At 54.7% G+C, this 16,099-nt stretch carries 10 protein-coding genes; 1 reads left to right on the forward strand and 9 read right to left on the reverse strand.

The window, feature by feature from the left end:
* Window positions 1-198: 198 nt before the first annotated feature.
* Window positions 199-1,113 carry an ArsR/SmtB family transcription factor gene (locus D3P08_RS04670; protein WP_119598279.1) on the forward strand — a complete coding sequence of 305 codons (915 nt, stop codon included), beginning with the start codon at window positions 199-201 and terminating at the stop codon, window positions 1,111-1,113.
* 117 nt (window positions 1,114-1,230) lie between these two features.
* Here D3P08_RS04670 and D3P08_RS04675 read toward each other — a convergent pair whose 3' ends face one another.
* The 9 genes from D3P08_RS04675 to D3P08_RS04715 form a co-directional block, all read right to left on the reverse strand.
* Entirely contained in the window at window positions 1,231-2,115 is an 885-nt protein-coding gene (locus D3P08_RS04675; protein WP_119598280.1) for a hypothetical protein, read from the reverse strand.
* Window positions 2,116-2,186: 71 nt separating this feature from the next.
* Window positions 2,187-4,151: a beta-N-acetylhexosaminidase gene (locus tag D3P08_RS04680; protein ID WP_119598281.1), complete on the reverse strand. Its 1,965-nt coding sequence runs from the start codon at window positions 4,149-4,151 to the stop codon at window positions 2,187-2,189.
* Window positions 4,152-4,174: 23 nt separating this feature from the next.
* The gene (locus D3P08_RS04685) at window positions 4,175-6,439 is read right to left on the reverse strand and encodes a beta-glucosidase (RefSeq protein WP_119598282.1); all 2,265 of its coding nucleotides are present in this window, start codon (window positions 6,437-6,439) and stop codon (window positions 4,175-4,177) included.
* A 61-nt stretch (window positions 6,440-6,500) separates the two neighbouring features.
* Window positions 6,501-9,017 (reverse strand): glycoside hydrolase family 3 N-terminal domain-containing protein, encoded by a 2,517-nt coding sequence (locus tag D3P08_RS04690; protein ID WP_119598576.1) that lies wholly within the window; start codon window positions 9,015-9,017, stop codon window positions 6,501-6,503.
* Between the two features lie 22 nt (window positions 9,018-9,039).
* A complete protein-coding gene (locus tag D3P08_RS04695; RefSeq protein WP_119598283.1) occupies window positions 9,040-9,924 on the reverse strand; it encodes a carbohydrate ABC transporter permease in 885 nt (294 codons plus the stop codon).
* A gap of 14 nt (window positions 9,925-9,938) precedes the next feature.
* Entirely contained in the window at window positions 9,939-10,874 is a 936-nt protein-coding gene (locus D3P08_RS04700; protein WP_119598284.1) for an ABC transporter permease, read from the reverse strand.
* Window positions 10,875-10,953: 79 nt separating this feature from the next.
* A complete protein-coding gene (locus D3P08_RS04705) occupies window positions 10,954-12,501 on the reverse strand; it encodes an ABC transporter substrate-binding protein (RefSeq protein ID WP_119598285.1) in 1,548 nt (515 codons plus the stop codon).
* A gap of 124 nt (window positions 12,502-12,625) precedes the next feature.
* Entirely contained in the window at window positions 12,626-14,221 is a 1,596-nt protein-coding gene (locus D3P08_RS04710; RefSeq protein WP_119598286.1) for a response regulator, read from the reverse strand.
* 18 nt (window positions 14,222-14,239) lie between these two features.
* The gene (locus D3P08_RS04715) at window positions 14,240-15,976 is read right to left on the reverse strand and encodes a sensor histidine kinase (RefSeq protein ID WP_119598287.1); all 1,737 of its coding nucleotides are present in this window, start codon (window positions 15,974-15,976) and stop codon (window positions 14,240-14,242) included.
* Window positions 15,977-16,099: the final 123 nt, after the last annotated feature.

Consider the following 16,099-nt stretch of genomic DNA (forward strand, 5'->3'; position numbering starts at 1 on the left):
AAGAATACAAAACAACTTTTATTCTGTCAATACTAAAATAAAGCGCTTAATATTTCTTTAATTTTAAGTTTTTATAAACTAAATAACCGACAAACCTGTTACCCCGCTTCTTTCCTGCCTTTGTTCTCACGGCGTCTTTCATAGATTTACGTTTTCATTTATAATGAACTAAATCGAATGCCGGAAGGGGCTGTCATTTTGATTCATATTAAAGATTTGAAGTCCGGTTTGCCTATATTTAAAGCGCTCGGCTCGGAAATCCGCATCGAAATTTTAGAAATGATTAAAGAAAATAAAAGCTTAAACCTGAACGAAATCGCGACGAGGCTTGGGCTGACGAACGGCGCCGTAACGATGCATATTAAAAAGCTGGAAGAAAGCGGCCTCATTGAAATTATGAACACCGTCGGCAAGCACGGCATCCAAAAAATTTGCTATTTGCATGAAGACATCGTGACGATTGAGCTTCAATCAAGCGGGAACGAAAACGTATACGAGGTCGAAATACGAGTCGGCCATTATTCGGACTACGCGGCTGAGCCGACATGCGGACTTGCGACGAAAGACAGCATCATCGGAGAGTTTGACGATTCGAGATACTTCGCCGATCCGCAGCATATCGATGCCGGCATCATCTGGCTGGCCCAAGGCTATCTGGAATACCGGATTCCCAATTACTTAAAAACGAACCAACGGTTCAAGGAGCTGCAATTTATATTGGAGCTCAGCTCGGAAGCCCCGGGCTATAACAACAATTACCCATCGGATATTATTTTCTCCATCAACAACACGAGGCTCGGCATGTGGACTTCGCCGGGCGATTTCGGCGGAGAGAAAGGCATATGCAATCCGGAGTGGTGGCCTCCTCACTTGAATCAATTCGGGCTGCTCAAGCTGCTCCGCATTAATGACGAGGGCACTTTCATCGACGGCTGCCGCATTTCGGATACAACCTTGGGTGACATCGGCCTTTCGCAAACCTCGGACATTAAATTCCGGATCGCGGTTTCGGATTCCACCAAAAGCGGGGGGCTGACGGTATTCGGGCGAAATTTCGGCAATTACCGGCAGGATATCATTTCGAGAATCATTTATGATGTCGTAGATGGCTAAGAGGCCTCACCATTTCCGCGAACAAAAAGGCAACAAAAAATGGCAGTGAGAGGTTAACATCCTGTACACTGCCATTCTTTATCTTCCACCGTACCGTCCGCTTCCATCGAAAATCGCTTACACCCGCTGCTGAAGCAGAGCAACCAGCTCCTCCGCCGTGTCCCAGATGATCGGCCTGATCCATTTGTTGTGCGGGACCAGAGCCTCCGCTTGACTGCGATGAACCGTCCATAGAATGGGTAGACCTTCGGAAGCCGCATAACCTGCCGTAAAATAAGCTTCGGGACCGGATCCCGTCAAATCGACGATAAAAAGCTTACTCCCCGGCAAGCTAGCCCACTCTTCTCCTCCTGAGCTTCTTAAGGCCGACGGCAGCATCAGCTGGGTCTGATAGCCGCATTGTTCTAATCCCGGCAGCACATGCTGATAAAGCTCGAGTCCGAAGCTGTCGTCTCCCGCCATGAACGTACACCGCTTCCGCTTGCCGCCGCCGGCGACGGAAGCCGCGTCCAGCCAGCCTTGCTCCGTCAGCTTGAGCACCGCTCCTTCACGAACGATATGACCGCTGTCCCGCAGCTGCTCAATGATAAAAACAAATTCCTGGAGGTTGGTCGAATAAGCAAGATTGAAATGACGGGACATCGGATGCAGGTGGACCGGCTCCAACGGCGCTTCCGTTCGGCGGTATAAATACCGGAGCAGCCGCTTCTTCTTCTCGTCTTGAGTCATCGGAACGTCCGGCGAAGATGCGATCGCTTCCACCTGTTCCAGCGTCAGTTGAACAGGTTCGCCCTCTTCGAAGCACTCGCGGATAAACGCCGAGACGAGCGGCAGCAGCGCCCGTTTCTTCTCATAGGGAAACGATTGTATGGCTGAATATGCGCCTTGCCGTAATCCATAACGGCCTTCCGGGGCGCACATGCAGCCGCCGAATGTATCGTAATCGCCGGCCGTCTCGAACGACGCCAGCTCGTTGCAGAATAAGCAGTGTTTTTTCTTCATCGCGATCACCTCTGCTATAGCATTCGGAGACCCGCGCTGATTTTGGACGGCTTCCCGACTGACAATTTCATCTAGTTACCGGTTAATGACCCGCTTTCCGAGTTCAGCTCCCGAATCCGCTCCTCGTATTGGCCGAGCAGCTTATACAGATCGCGATTGCTTGCTTCTAGACCGCCAGGACGATTACGCGCCAGCCAAAGGCGGTTAAATGCTTCGATCGTTTCCGTGAGGTCGGCATGCAGGCGGTTCAGCCACTGCAGCTCCGACTCGACGTCGGGCAGTCCGATTCGGAATATATACCGATGCAGGCCGCTTCCGTGCCTAATAAGCCGAATCGCGTTCGAAAGCTCTTGAATGACCAGATCGCCATCCGGGGTATCCAAGCTGATGCGGGAGAGCTCGCTTTCCCGTTCGGACAGCCACTCCTGCATTTCCTCGTAACGGTAGTCAAGCGCGAAAGGAATGCCGCGGCCGCCGATTTGTACGAGCAATTTCACCATCCATTGCGAATCTTCTTCCAGCTTTTCTTTGGACGACAGCCCTCGATGCAGCAAATAACTGGTGTACGTCGTATTTTCCAGCGTGCTGTTCTCCAGGCGGTAGTACCGGCCGAGTTCCAGAAGCAGCTTTCCCGCGCCGCCGGTCGAGTCGCGCAGCATGGATTCGGAAACAAATCGCTCCATGCCTGCTCGGTTGTCCGAGTTTTGTTCCAGCTGCCAGCTGAGACCGGCAGCCCACGCATACGCTGGGAAGCTTGCGCATAGCGGCTGCCAATGTCCCGTGTCGCCCCAATCGGTGACGATAAGCCCCTTCGCGCCGTATATTTTACCTTGAAGCGCCGCATCGGAGATGTTCGCGAGCATATTATCCGTCCGCCCCGTAATCGCAGACCAAGTGCTTGTGCCGGGGCAAACGTAGAACGTTCGCCCGCTTTCGGACAGCAGCTTGCAATGGGCTTCAAACGAAGTATGGTCTTCGTAATTCCAATCCAGAACGATAACATCCTTCGGAAGCAGCGGCAGAACCTCCTCATGCTTCGTCACGATGTCGCCCCACATTAGCGTTTGCTTGCCATGGCCGCGGATGATCTCGATGACCTTCTCCGCATATTCCAGGTATAGTCGGCCAACGCCGATTTCATCGGCGCGCGGCTTGCTTTGTCCGGTGCCAAGGCCGAACGGCTCATCCATATTCACGTTCACATAGCTGGAAGAGAAGCTCGGCAGCAATTCATCAAACATCGTCTTTACGAGCTGGATCGAACGGTCATCCGTCGGGTTCAGCGTCGTCGGCGGCAGCTTGAAGGACAGCGGAGTAGGCTGTCCGCCCGGATGCTCCGCCAAATCGGCAAATACCGGCTTGGCCAGCCACGGCCACATATGCCCCAAGCAATTCTGGTTCGGCACAAAATCGATGAAACGTTCCTTCGCGTAAGCGTCGAGCTCGCGGAACTCCTCCGCGCTGAAGGGCGTCGCCTCCGGAAACGACTCGCGGTATGACGGATAGTCGAAGCAGAAGCCCTCCATATAAAGCTGCAGATGGTTAAGCTTCAGTTCGGACATCCGGTCTATAAGCGCTAGAACCGTCTCCTTTTTCGGTATTTTGCCGCGGCCGATATCCAGCAGCATACCGCGAACCGGAAAATCCGGTTCGTCTTCGATGCGGAAGTGCTCCCACACCAGCCCGTTGCGGACGATCAGCTGCTCCAGCGTCACCGCCGCGTAATGCAAGCCGGCCGCTTCGCTGCAGACGACGGTCAGCGCGGCTCCATCCCAGGTCAGGCCGTATCCTTGCGGATGGCGCTCTTTTTCGTAAACGAGCCGCAGCTTCGTGGAGCTTTCGGCGACAGCCCCTTCGTCGCGCCGCGGTAACCGCCGCATCGCATCCTCCATCCGTTCCATCAGCTTTATTGCTGCGGCGAACCGCGACGTTTGCGCGTCCTCCGCATACAGCTCGAAGCTGCCGCAGAGCGCCGTTCTCCCTTCCTGCAGCGACAACTTTTTAGGCGCAGGATACAAACGTAATAATTCGGACACAGCGTCAGCCCCCTATTTGCGAATTAGCTATTGAGATGAATGAGCACCTGAGACAGCTTCTCTTCGGTAAACTTGCCGCCGCTGAAGGAGAGCAAGCCTCTCAGCGGCATCTGCTCCATAAACGCCATCAGCATTGCCTTATGTTCTTCGGCCAGGTTAGCGCCAAATGGCAGCATGCCGACCAGCTGCTCGACGAAAGCCGCTCCCTTCTCGGTTTTCATTAAATCCGAAATCGTGGAGTTTCGGTGATAGACGGTCCGGCTGACCCGAGTCGAAGCGACGGCAACCGTCTTCGACAGGACCATTTCCTGCGAAGATTTGCCGATTATAAGCTCGAACTCGCCTGTCTCGACGACCCAGTCGCGGACGTCCTCGTCGTAATAGGCGAAGCTCCTCTTATCGAGGCGGAACGCGACCTCCTTCTCTTCTCCCGGCGCGAGCGCGACCTTCTCGAAGCCCTTCAATTCCTTTTCGGGACGGATGACGCTGCTTGCGCAGTCCCGCACATAAAGCTGAACAACCTCCTGACCCGCGCGGCTGCCGGTATTACGAACCTTAACCGTTACATGCAGGACGTCTTCATCCGTTATTTCCGAACGGTCGACCGCGATATCCGAATATTCGAATGTCGTATAGCTCAGTCCGTACCCGAACGGGAACAGCGGCTTCAGCCGCTTCTTGTCATAATACCGGTAGCCGACGAACAGCCCTTCCCGATATTCGACCTTGTCGCCCTCGCCCGGGAAGAACAAGTAGGAAGGATTGTCGCTAAGCTGCACCGGGAACGTCTCCGCCAGCTTGCCGGACGGATTCGCGTCGCCGAAGAGCAAATCCGCGATCGCGCCGCCGAGCGCCTGGCCGCCAAGGTAAGCTTCAAGCACCGCCTTGGCTCTGCCGATCCACGGCATTTCAACCGGAGCGCCGTTGCTCAGCACAACGACCAGCCGAGGCTGCGCCGCCGCAACCGCTTCGATCAGCGCCGTCTGATTATCCGGCATGCGCAAATGCTGCCGGTCGAAGCCTTCCGACTCGTATCTGCGCGGAAGCCCCGCGAATAGGACGGCGACGTCCGAACGCGCGGCGAGCTCAGCCGCTTCGCGTATCAAGTCCGCGTCCATCTCGTCGCTGTCCAAATGATACCCTTGCGCGTAGCCGACTTCGGCACTCGGTCCCGCCGACTTCGCCAGCTCCTCGCTAATATCTTCCAGCCGCGTCGGGTTAATCTGCGAGCTGCCGCTCCCTTGATAGCGAGGCTTCTTCGCCATCTCGCCGATGACCGCTATTTTCCCTTTGCGAGCAAGCGGCAGCAGGCCGTCTTCATTTTTGAGCAGCACCATGCTCTCCCTTGCAACCTCGCGGGCCAGCGCGTGATGCGCTTCGGGGTCGAAGGACGCGTCCGTCTTGCGCGCGTCTGCCGCTTTAAAGATGACGCTCAGCAGCCGCTCGACGGCGGCATCCAGCTTCTCCTCCGGCAAACGGCCGTCCGTCACGGCCGCGATGATTGCCCGGTCCCCTTCGCCGTAACTGGACGGCATCTCGAGCTCCAGCCCTGCGGCCAGCCCATTCACCCGGTCGTTCACCGCTCCCCAGTCCGACACGACGATCCCTTCGTGACCCCACTCTTCCTTCAAAATGTCCGTCAGCAGCCTCTCGTTTTCCGAGGCGTATTCGCCGTTCACCTTGTTGTACGAGCACATCACCGTCCATGGCTGCGCTTTCTTGACCGCGCCTTCGAAGCTGGCCAAATAAATTTCGCGCAGCGTCCGCTCGTCAACGATCGAATCGGAGGTCATCCGCCGATGCTCCTGGTTATTGGCGGCAAAATGCTTAAGCGACGTGCCGACCCCTTCGCTTTGCACGCCCATAATATGATGAGCGGCCATCTCCGAGGACAAATAAGGATCCTCGGAAAAATATTCAAAGTTTCGCCCGCAAAGCGGCGAACGTTTTATATTCGCTCCCGGTCCAAGCAGCACGGCGATATTCTCCGCCTGGCATTCCCGGCCGAGCGCCTGCCCCATCCGCTCGATCAGCTCGCGGTTCCATGAGCTCGCGACGCCGGCCGCGGACGGAAAACACGTCGCGGGCACGCTGTCGAACAAGCCCAAATGGTCGGCCGAGCCCCGCTGCTTGCGTAGCCCGTGCGGGCCGTCCGTCAGCATAACGGGAGGTATGCCGAGCCTCTCGATTCCTTTCGTATGCCAAGTGTCGAGCCCGGAGCATAACCCCGCTTTTTCTTCCAGCGTCATTTGCGCGACTATAGCCTTCAAATCCCGCTTATTCTCCATTGCCGATTCCTCCCTTATTCCTTGTTATCAATCCTCAAAAACGAGGCGTCTGTTCATGCGCTCATCTCCAACTGAACGAGGCCGACAGCGTCTCGGCGCTGCTCGTGCCGATATAAGCGACGAACGCCCCCTCTTCGGCCGCATAACCATTCGCCGGCGACCAGAACGCCAAGTCGTCTCTGCCGATTTCGAACGCAACCTCTTGGCTCTCGCCCGGTTCCAGACGCAGCTTCCGGAAGCCCTTCAGCTCCTTGACCGGACGAACGACGCTGCCATGAAGGTCCTGAATGTACAGCTGAACCGTTTCTTCTCCCGCCAACCGGCCGGCGTTTGTTACAGTGACTGTAACGCGCAGCTTCTCGTCCCCGGCAATCCCGCTGCGGTCAAGCCGAAGCTCCGAGTAATCGAACCGGGTATAGCTTAATCCGTAACCGAATGGATAAAGCGGATCATTCGGGCCGTCGATATATTTGGATATATATTTGGTATGCTTGTTTTGCTCCGTAATCGGTCTCCCCGTGCGGAAGCTGTTGTAATACAACGGAACCTGACCTTCATGAGCAGGGAAGCTCATCGTCAATTTCCCGGATGGATTGTATTCTCCCGTGAGCACTTCCGCGATCGCATGTCCCGCTTGCGAGCCAAGGAACCATGTTTCCACAATGGCATTCACATTGCGGTGGAACCAATCGAGGACGAGCGGGCGGCCGTTCGTAAGCACAAGCACAACGGGTTTGCCCAGCCCCGCGACCGCTTCCGCCAGCCGGAGCTGCGCCTCCGGCAGATGGATGCTGAGCCTCGAGGCCGCTTCGCCGGACATGTCGCTGCTCTCGCCAAGCGCCAGCACGATAAGATCTGCATGCGACGCTTTCTCCAGCGCGTCTTCAATACCGCCTTCGATCGCTTCCGTAACGCCGGATCCTTGCGCGTACAATAACTGATTTTCCGCATAGCCGATGTCCCGCAATCCTTCATAGAGCGTTACCGTCTCGTGGCTGTAGCGCGAGAACTGCCAAGGACCAAGCAAATCCCGGCTGTCCGCGAACGGTCCGATCAGCGCGATCCTCTCCGCTTCCTTCGCGAGCGGGAGAGCGCCGTCGTTTTTGAGCAGCACGATCGATTTGCGCGCCAGTTCCAGACTTGCCTTCAAATGATCGTCGCGGAAATGGTATTCTTTTTCCTTCTCGGGACGCACGTAACGGAATGGATCATCCATTAAGCCGAGACGATATTTCAGCCGCAAGATGCGCCGCGCCGACTCGTCGATCAGCTTCTCCGGCACCTTTCCTTCTCGAACGAGCTGCGGCAAGTGTTCGTACGACCGCGTGGCCATCTCGATATCCATCGTCGCTAGAGCAGCCATACGCGCCGCTTCTTTTTCGTCTTCGGCGTAACCGTGCGTCACAATTTCCTCCACAGCGCCGTAATCGGAGATCAGCACGCCTTCAAAGCCAAGCTCATCGCGAAGAAGGTCCACAAGCAGCGGCTGGTTAGCCGCAACCGGCACGCCTTGATAAATGTTAAAGGCGTTCATTACCGATGCCGCTCCCGCTTCCAAGCCCGCCTGGAACGGCGGCAGATAGACGTTGCGAAGCGTCGCCTCGGAAATATCGACCGTGTTGTAATCGCGGCCTCCCTCAGCTGCACCGTATGCGATGAAATGCTTCAAGCAGGCGATAATCGTCTCCGGATCCGACAAGCTTTCGCCCTGGAAGCCTTCGACCTGCGCTTTCGCGAAGAGCGCCCCTAGATAAGGATCCTCGCCCGCACCTTCCACGACTCGGCCCCAGCGGGGGTCACGTCCGACATCGACCATCGGACCGTGATTGTACACCGTGCCGGAGGCGCTGGCTTCCTTGGCCGCGATCGCGCACGCTTCTTTGACCGCTTCGGGATCCCAGCTGCAGGACCAGGCGAGCGGCACGGGGAATATTGTCTGCGCGCCGTGGATAATGTCCGCGTTGAACAGCAGCGGAATGCGGTGCGGCGACTGCTCGACCGCGATCTTCTGCAGCTCGAATACGCGGCGGACGTCGAATGCGCCGAGCACGGAGCCCGCTCTGCCTTCGGCGATCAGCTTCTCCGGCGGGTCCGTCTTCACGGCGTTGCCGAACGAGAAGTTAGAGGCCGGCACCTGGAACAGCTGCCCGACCTTATCCTCCAAGCTCATCTTCGAGAGCAGAGACTCGACAAGGTCCTCGATTTCGGCATCGGACCGGGTAGACGCATCCGGATTGCGATACAACCGAACGGTATCCGCCAGCTCCTCCGACAGCTGTGGCCCGCGTCCGCTAGATCCCTTGATAGGCAGCTTTCCGATGCCCGGCATATCCATCTCTCCGCTGACGGAATCCTCCTCGAAAGCAAGCTCGACGACGATCGTTTGTCCGGGCATCCAGAACGCCTTCGCTTCTCCTCTCAGCCGGCTGCCGTCGACTGTCAATGATTCGATTGGAATAGGTATTGCAAGCGGCTCCGTCGCAATGTCCAGCATATAATTCGCTTTTTTGGAAACTTTAAACTGTATCTTCAGCTTCATCGAAGGCGTCTCCACAAAGGCATGCCATAATCCGATCATATCGTTCTCCTCCATTCATTCGTCAGCCCTTCACGGCGCCGATCGTTAACCCTTTAACAAAGTACTTTTGGAAAAACGGATACGCGATCAGAATCGGAACGATTCCGATGACCGCAATCGCCATGCGGAATGTCTCCCTTGGCAGCAGCGCCATGATGCTTCCGGAGCCCATACTCGCGCTGCTGGAGAGGAATTCGATGTCGCTCATAATTTTGTTGAGCACATTTTGCAAATTGTACAGCTCCGCATCCGTTATGAACACGAGTCCGTTGTTCCAATCGTTCCAATAGGCCAGCGCCTGGAACAATCCGACCGTCGCCATAATCGGCAGCGAGAGCTGCAGGACGATGCGGGAATAAATCGTAAATTCCCCCGCTCCGTCAATGCTGGCCGATTCGATGACCGGCGTCGGAATGCTGTTCATGAAGAAGGCCCGCATCAGCAGCACGTTAAACCCGTTCATCAGCAGCCACGGCACGATTTGCGCGATCAGCGTGTTTTTGATATCGAACGTTTGCGTATAAATCATATAGGTCGGCACTAGACCGCCGTTGAACAGCAGCGTAAAAAACACGATAAAGGCGAATACCATCCCGCCCGGCAAATCTTTGCGGGAGAGCGGATAAGCAAGCATCGATGTAATGAGCAGACTGACTGTCGTGCCGATGACCGTCGTTAGGATCGTAATGCCATAAGCGTGAAAAACCATCTCAGAGTTTTGCAGCAAATAATCGTAAGCGCCAAAGCTAAGCTTGGTAGGGAAAAACGTATAGCCTTGCGAAACGATGGCATCCGCATCCGTAATCGAAGACATGAACATCAGGATGAACGGAAGGATGCATGCCAGGGCGAATAAACCTAACAGGATATGCGCAGATACCTGCCAGCCTCGATATTGATTAGTCATATGATGGCTCCTTCCTAGAACAAGGCGTTATCCTTGTCGAATTTGCGTACGATATAGTTGGATACGAGGACAAGCACGAAGCCGACCAGCGATTGATAGAAGCCGGCCGCCGACGACATCCCGACGTCGCCCAGCTGCATCAGACCGCGGAACACGTACGTATCGATGACGTTCGTCGTTTCGTACAAAGCGCCGGAATTCATCGGCACCTGATAGAATAAGCCGAAGTCGGAGTAAAAGATTCGCCCGATCGCAAGCAGCGCCAGCATGGATATAATCGGCGTAATCATCGGCAGCGTTATTTTGCGGATTTGCATCCACTTCGACGCGCCGTCCAGCTCCGCGGCCTCGTAATACTCCTTGTCGATGCTGATAATCGCAGCAAGGAACACGATACAGGAATATCCTGCGCCCTTCCAAATATGAACGATGGTCAAAATATAAGGCCAGTACTTCGGCTCGAGATACCAAGTAACCGGATCGAGTCCGAGCATCGGTAATATCGTTTTATTCATAAAACCGGAGTCGACGCTAAGGAGCGCATACACCAGATAGCTGACCAAAATCATGGAAATCAGGAACGGCAGAAGGATGACGCTCTGATAAAAGCTTCTCGCAACCCTGCTTCTGATTTCATTTAGCAAAATCGCGATCACGATAGCGATAGCGAGTCCCAGCACGATAAAAACGGCGTTGTAAAGCAGCGTATTTCGGGTAATGATATAAGCGTCGGTCGTTTTGAATAAATATTCAAAGTTTTTAAAGCCTACCCAGTCGCTATTCCAAATGCCTTTTGCGTAATTGATATCTTTAAATGCGATTGACAAGCCAAACAACGGCAAATAGTTGTTGATGATCAAATATGCGAGACCCGGCAGCATCATAATATACAGCGGGATGTATCTGCGAAGGCTGAACCTTCTCTTGCGTTGCGCAGTCGTATTCGCCATGTTCTCTCCCTCTCTTTTGCAAAAATCGGAAAAACAAACCCGGCCAACGCTCGATTGGCCGGGCAACTGTTCAAGTTCATTAATTGACGGAGTTCGCCTTCGCCCACTCATCCAATTGCTTCTGCTTCTCGGCGATAATTTTGTCAATACCCGCCGACTTCAGCTTTTCGATGAATTCAGGCAGCAGCTTTTCTGGGTCGACGCTGCCCGTCTCAAGCGGCAGCTTATATTGAGTGACGACGTTGGACACGGCCGCAAACTCCGTTTTCACCGCGGACGCGTCGAACACAAAGCCGAGCGCCTTGGAAGGTTTCGCCGATTTGTTGAATTCTGCCGTTTTCTCCCAAATTTGAGGGTCATCGCTTTCCATGACATACGCCAGGAAGTTATTGCCAAACACCCAGCTCAGCATGTTATAACCTACTGTTGCGGCATCCTTGCCTTCCGGGTAAGCGATGACATTGTCACCCTCGCTTTCCGCCTTCACGTAATGCTTGCCTTCAATGCCCCAGTCGAACAGGTTCACGATCGCCGGATCCGAATACATCAGGTTAAGGAATTTCATCGCATGCTCCGGATGCTCTGCATGAACCGGGATGCCCCAGCTCGCGCTTGTCACGTTGCTTGTCGTAGCCATTGGCGCCAGCAGCTCGGCAGTGACCATTTCCGTGCCGGACATCTTCGTCTCCTGCGCGGCAAAGCCAGGCTTCTGCATCGCCAGATACGCGAACGCCTTACCCGATTTGATCAGCTCGTACGTCGTCGTCTTGTTCGTCGCGGCGTCCGTTAAGATGTAGCCGGACTTATACCAGTTGCGAATCTGATCCAGGAACGCTTTGTATTCCGGCGTTTCGTACAGATTGACAACTTTCAGGCCGTTGTCGTAGTTCGGCAGCACGCCCATCGTGTCGCCGAGCGGATCATACCACAAATAGTTTTCGCGGAAGGATTGACCCGGTCCGCCAGGAATAAGCGGCACAACATTCGGCTCTTTTTCTTTAATCGTTTTCAGCACATTTTCCACATCGTCCAGCGTCTTGATCGCGGTGATGTCGATGTTATACTTCTCGACCAGATCCTTGCGCATGGTTAGACCATAGCTTGCGGCAAGGTCGCGCACCGTCGGCACACTGTAGATCTGTCCGCCGATTTTTGTCGCGTTCAGATACTTCTCTTCAAGCGCGGACTTGATGCCTTCGCCGTTCGCGGCAAGCTGTTCGTCGAGTGCAATCAGCTGGCCTTTCGCCACCATGTTGCTGTACATTTGGCCTGCAACGTACGTCAGGTCCAGCTTCTCTCCGCCGCTGAAAATCAAGTTCATCCGCTGTGCCCATTCGCCCGCGTTGATCGGCAAAAATTTGACATGCGTTTGAATTTTCTCTTCCGTGATCTTGTTGATTTCATCTTCGACCAGCTGCAGCTCTTGAGTGGAGGCGGTAATGACCGGGAACGCTACCGTTATCTCCTCGATCTTCGCTTCCGCCTGCGTGCCGCCGTTATTAGCGGCGTTCTCCGCTCCGGAGCCTTCGTTGCCCGATGAATTGCCGTTGTTGCTTTTGCCGCAGGCCGCCAGTAGCAGCATCCCGCACAGAAGCAGCAGGCTCATCGCTCGCATTGTTTTTTTCATGTGTTTCCCCCCGCGTTTGTTGTAATCGTTTGTTGTTGACGTCCTTATTGTACGACTGCGGGAGCCGAAGCCTCTGCTCCGATGACGACCTATCGCATGCACTTTCCCGACCTGCATCCCGCATTTATTTGTTCTGGCGGGAGATCCGGTATTCGGCGGGTCCAAGCTCCATATGTTTTTTGAACATCCGGGAGAAATGGGAGAAATTCGCGTAGCCGACTTTGCTGGCGATGGCGCTTATCGGCAAATCCGTGCCGGTCAGCAGCTCCGCCGCAATGCCAAGGCGCTGCTGCAGCACATAATCGGATATGGACATGCCGGTTTCCTTCTTGAACAGCCGGGTCAAATAATCCGCATTCAAATAGACATGGCTTGCAATATCTTCTCTTGTCATCTCTTCCGTCAGATGCTCCCGTATATAGGCCTTCGCCCGATCCGCTACGCTCTGCGTCTGATCGAGCGAGGACATGAAAGCCACGGATTTGCTCACAATATGGCCCATCCATTTCAAGGCGTCGGTTGCCGTGCGCGTCGCCGCGTTATACAGCTCCGTCGAGCTGTAGTCGCCGAACAGCCGATGCGCTTGAATGCCTTTAACTTGCAGCACGTAATAGACCATCTGCTGAAAATCTTGAATAAAGCGGTTCAGCAGCGCCGCGCTCAGAAGGTTTGCCTCGGCCTGCCGCTTCAAATAATCGGAGGCCGCCTGCAGCAGCTTCTCTTCGGCGCCTTCCATCAGCAGAACGGACCAGACTCCCATATCGGGAGGCAAACTGCCCGTTTCCGCGGTCTGACGGTCGTGGAGCGAGAATACGCCTTGGTCATTCGCCACGTTATCGGCATCAAGCCGGCGCAGCCGCTGGAACATCGACGCCATCGTATGACCGTACGCAATATCCCCAATCGAACAGGTTACGCCGGCGTAAAAGTAAGACCGGCACGCTTCGACCAGCTTATAGCAAGCGTCCTTCACCCGTTCTCCGCCGGCCGCTTCGGATTCTCCGCTTATCAGCACAAGCAGCAATCGGTCGCCGAATAATACCGTCAGCCCATTCTCCAAGCTGCTGAGCAATATCTCTTCGGCCGATTTGCGGATCGCGTACTCCATTACCTTTTCGTCGTGCAGCGTGATGTCCTTATGCCATCTTCGGATATGGATCAGCACCGGCAGAAAAGGCATATCGTCCGCGTACGGAATGTTGCGTTCCTCCGCCGCTTTCCTGACCGCCGGAGGGGCTGCGGGAATCGTCTGATTCAGAATATCCAGCCAAAACCGTTCGACAAGCAGCGGCTGATACTGCACCCAATATTTGCCGTATTGGTTGAACTCGGACATGCGGGATTCCTTGTCGAGCTTCTCGACGGCCCGCTTCACCGTCTCCTCCAAATCGCGGTAAGGGATCGGTTTGAGCAAGTAGTCCAAGCTGCCGAGCTGAATCGCCTGCTTCGCGTAATGGAAGTCGGCATGGCAGGTCAGAAAGATCGTTTCCGTGCGGGGATAATGCTCCCGCACCCAGGCGAGCAGCTCCAGTCCGCTGCCATGTGGCATCTCGATATCGCAAATCATAATATCGATCCGCTCGCTGCCGAATATGTCTTTGGCTTGGTCGGCGCTGTAAGCCCCGAACAGCTTCGTTATCCCTATATTTTCCCATTGAACGCCGGATTTCAGCCCTTCCACGGCAATCCGTTCATCGTCAACAATTAATAGTTGTCGCATTCTGCTCATCCTCTCTGCCTATGCTCTCATCGGAATGCCGACCTCGACGACGGCGCCATGCGGCTCGTCATTGTAGCAGTTCATCCAAGCGCGGTCTCCGAATTGCAGCCGCAGCCGCTCGCGCGCGTTCCATAACCCGATATGCTCGCCTTTTTCGTCCGCCGGGGGCTTCCCGTCGCGTATCGCCACAAGCGATTCGCCGGTGAAGCCTTGCCCGGTATCGCGAACGGAAATCACCGTCATCGGCACTTCGGCAAGCTCATCCAGCGAAGCTTCGATCGTAAGCGTAATCGTCTCTCCGGTCCGAACGGCGTGCTTGATCGTATTTTCGATAAAGGTCTGAAGCAGCAGCGGCGGTATCGGCGTATCCCCGAGGTAATCCGGCATGCGAATGTCGCATTTTAATTGGTAAGGGAACCGAAGCTGCTGGATTCGAAGGAAGTTTTGCGCATGGCTGAGCTCGTCCTTCAGCTGCACCAGCGGCTGATTGCTTCGGAGCATATAACGGAAATATTGGACCAGACACATTGTCATTTCCTGCGTAAGGCTGTATTGCTTCACTTGAATCAAGTTATAAATAATATTGAGCGAATTCATAAAAAAGTGAGGATTGATCTGCAGCTGCAGATGCTTGAGCTCCGCACGCTGCTTGCTTAACTGCTCCTCGTACACGTTGATTTTGAGCTCCTCAATCTGCGAGATCATTTGATTGAAGGTCCGGTTGACCAGCAGGAACTCGTCCGGCACAGGCGATTCCTCGATCTTCATTTGAAAATTGCCCTCGCCGATCCGGCGCATCGCCTTCGTCATCTTCTGCAGCGGTAGCAAGAGCACTTTCCGCAAAAACCATAAGCCGAGCGGCAGCATAAATAGCGCAATAACGATGACGATCAAAGTCGCCTTCGCGAGATAAGGCAGATTTTCCAAAATCAGCTTATCCGGCACGACCGCCGCAAGACTGAAATCGCCTTTCATGGAGGATTCCCCTACAACGAGATAGTCCTCCTCTTCTCCTGATAAGTAATATTGATCGAAGCCGCGCGTGAAATCGAGCCCTTCGCCCTTTAACTCCCGCGTGCTGGACAAAATCGCGCCCGAACCCCCGACGATTAATGTGGCGCCCGCATCGCCGGCCTGCATGACGTTGAGAGGCTTTAGCATGGACTCCGCTTTAATCAGCGCGCCCATATAAATCGTCCCGGACCCGAACATGCGCAGCAGGTAATAGTGACCGTCAATTCGCAGAGCGGTCCATTCCGTATTTATGCGGCCCGGCTTGTCAGCCAGCTCGTGAACGCGCTTCGAGAGCGCCTGTCTCACCGCCGTCAGCTCGCGGTAGGTCAAGTCGTACCGGAAGGCTTCCACCATATCGCTTCTCGGTATCGAATAAGCAAAAAAACCGTCAATATAAGGATAGACGATCAGGTCGGAAGCTAGCCGGCGCGACACGCTGCTTTTTGCCATGATGTAGTCGTCATCATCCGTGCTCGGCTCGCCCATCGTGAGCAAATTGTATTCCGACATGAGCAGCCCCATCATATGACGCTCCGCCTCGGAAAGCTGGTCGTCGATTTGCTTCATATAAACCGAAACAAGATTTTTGTTTGAATTCGCCACTTGGTTATGAATGACGTTGACGCTGTATGCGTTATTGTAGATCAGCAGCACTATAAGCGGCAGCGTAACGCCAAGCAGGCCAAGCACCAGCTTGACCCGAATCGATTTCCAAGGGATGCCCCGCAGCAGTCTTACCATGATTGTCCACCCTTTGCCATATGTGAAAATAATTATAGAGTCCCCCCTACTATCCTACCCTCTTTGCCCGGGACGATCTACTCCGATGCCGACTAATCCGTTGCATTTTGACGACCTGCTTTT

It is taken from the genome of Paenibacillus nanensis (genome assembly GCF_003583765.1).
GTDB lineage: Bacteria > Bacillota > Bacilli > Paenibacillales > Paenibacillaceae > Pristimantibacillus > Pristimantibacillus nanensis.

What these genes read in the sequence shown, in the direction of transcription:
- D3P08_RS04675 (WP_119598280.1), bottom strand. Translation starts at nt 2,115, where the DNA reads ATGAAGAAAAAACACTGCTTATTCTGCAACGAGCTGGCGTCGTTCGAG.
- D3P08_RS04685 (WP_119598282.1), bottom strand. Translation starts at nt 6,439, where the DNA reads ATGGAGAATAAGCGGGATTTGAAGGCTATAGTCGCGCAAATGACGCTG.
- D3P08_RS04690 (WP_119598576.1), bottom strand. Translation starts at nt 9,017, where the DNA reads ATGATCGGATTATGGCATGCCTTTGTGGAGACGCCTTCGATGAAGCTG.
- D3P08_RS04695 (WP_119598283.1), bottom strand. Translation starts at nt 9,924, where the DNA reads ATGACTAATCAATATCGAGGCTGGCAGGTATCTGCGCATATCCTGTTA.
- D3P08_RS04700 (WP_119598284.1), bottom strand. Translation starts at nt 10,874, where the DNA reads ATGGCGAATACGACTGCGCAACGCAAGAGAAGGTTCAGCCTTCGCAGA.
- D3P08_RS04705 (WP_119598285.1), bottom strand. Translation starts at nt 12,501, where the DNA reads ATGAAAAAAACAATGCGAGCGATGAGCCTGCTGCTTCTGTGCGGGATG.
- D3P08_RS04710 (WP_119598286.1), bottom strand. Translation starts at nt 14,221, where the DNA reads ATGCGACAACTATTAATTGTTGACGATGAACGGATTGCCGTGGAAGGG.
- D3P08_RS04715 (WP_119598287.1), bottom strand. Translation starts at nt 15,976, where the DNA reads ATGGTAAGACTGCTGCGGGGCATCCCTTGGAAATCGATTCGGGTCAAG.